The following is a 1,290-nucleotide window of genomic DNA, read 5'->3' on the forward strand; positions in this document are numbered from 1 at the left end:
GTGAGGTCCGGATGAGGCCACCACACGGTGGTCGAATCTGGGCTTCGCAAGGGGGCTTAAGTCGTAACAAGGTAGCCGTAGGGGAATCTGCGGCTGGATCACCTCCTAACGACCGAGACCACCCCGATGGGGTGGCTCACACGCGATCTTCCGAGTTCACCAATGACACCCGTTCGGACACCTTAGAACTACTAGGGCTAACACGGGCCCATAGCTCAGTGGTAGAGTGCCTCCTTTGCAAGGAGGATGCCCAGGGTTCGAATCCCTGTGGGTCCATGGTAAGCAGTACTCCACTCCGGAACGATCGTGCCCCTTAAGTGTGGCAAGACGTTTCGACAGAATGGATACTGACGACAGATGCACCATCCCGCGCAAGCGAGGTTGGGAAGGGTCGAAAACACGCCTCGGAGATCACCGAGGGTGTTTGATGAAACCGTGTGTACGTGCAATCCAGGCGTCCACTGGACCCGTTCTCCGGGTCACAGTGACTATATCAACTGGCTACTGTGCCAGCTGGTGGATAGCTCGGCTCGAGAGCCGATGACGGACGTGCCAAGCTGCGAAAAGCTTCAGGGACCCGCATGGAGGGTAAGAACTGAAGATCTCCGAATGGGAATCCCCACGCAATTGCCTCGCGCAATGGGGAACGTTCCGAATTGAAACATCTTAGTAGGAACAGGAAAAGAAAGCAATCCGCGATGTCGTTAGTAACGGCGAGTGAACGCGATACAGTCCAAACCGAAGCCTTCGGGCAATGTGGTGTACGGACTACCCATAACGGACCTGGATCATACGTGAAGTCTCCTGGAACGGAGCGTGATACAGGGTGAAAACCCCGTAACGTATGAACCAGATCCCGGGGTTGTTCCAGAATAGCGGGGGTTGGATATCCCTCGTGAATCTCGCAGGCATCAACTGCGAAGACTAAACACTCCTCGAGACCGATAGCGAACAAGTAGCGTGAGCGAACGCTGAAAAGCACCCCGAAAAGGGCGGTGCAATAGGGCTTGAAATCAGTTGGCGATAGAGCGACGTGGCATACAAGGTCACTCGACGAATGAACTGGGAGCGATCCCGTAGTAAGACTTGAGTGAAGCCGATGTTGCGTCGTGCGTTTTGAAAAACGAACCATGGAGTGCATCTGACTGGCGAGTCTAAGGGGTGAACCCCCGGAGGCATAGGGAAACCGATACGGCCGCAGTCTTTGACCAGGGCCACCGTCTTCAAGGGCGGGGAGCCAACCGGATGCGACCCGAAACCAAGTGATCTACGCCGGAGCAGGGCGAAGCG

The 1,290-nt window shown here is 55.8% G+C and carries 1 tRNA gene and 2 rRNA genes; all 3 read left to right on the forward strand.

What is annotated here, in order from left to right:
* Positions 1–107: ribosomal RNA gene (locus NDI65_RS22125) — 16S ribosomal RNA — on the forward strand; the annotation flags it as partial.
* A 97-nt stretch (positions 108–204) separates the two neighbouring features.
* Positions 205–276, forward strand: a tRNA-Ala gene (locus NDI65_RS22130).
* Positions 277–492: 216 nt separating this feature from the next.
* A 23S ribosomal RNA gene (locus NDI65_RS22135) occupies positions 493–1,290 on the forward strand; the annotation flags it as partial.

Origin of the sequence: Haloferax sp. S2CR25, assembly GCF_031624535.1 — an archaeon.
Classification (GTDB): domain Archaea; phylum Halobacteriota; class Halobacteria; order Halobacteriales; family Haloferacaceae; genus Haloferax; species Haloferax massiliensis.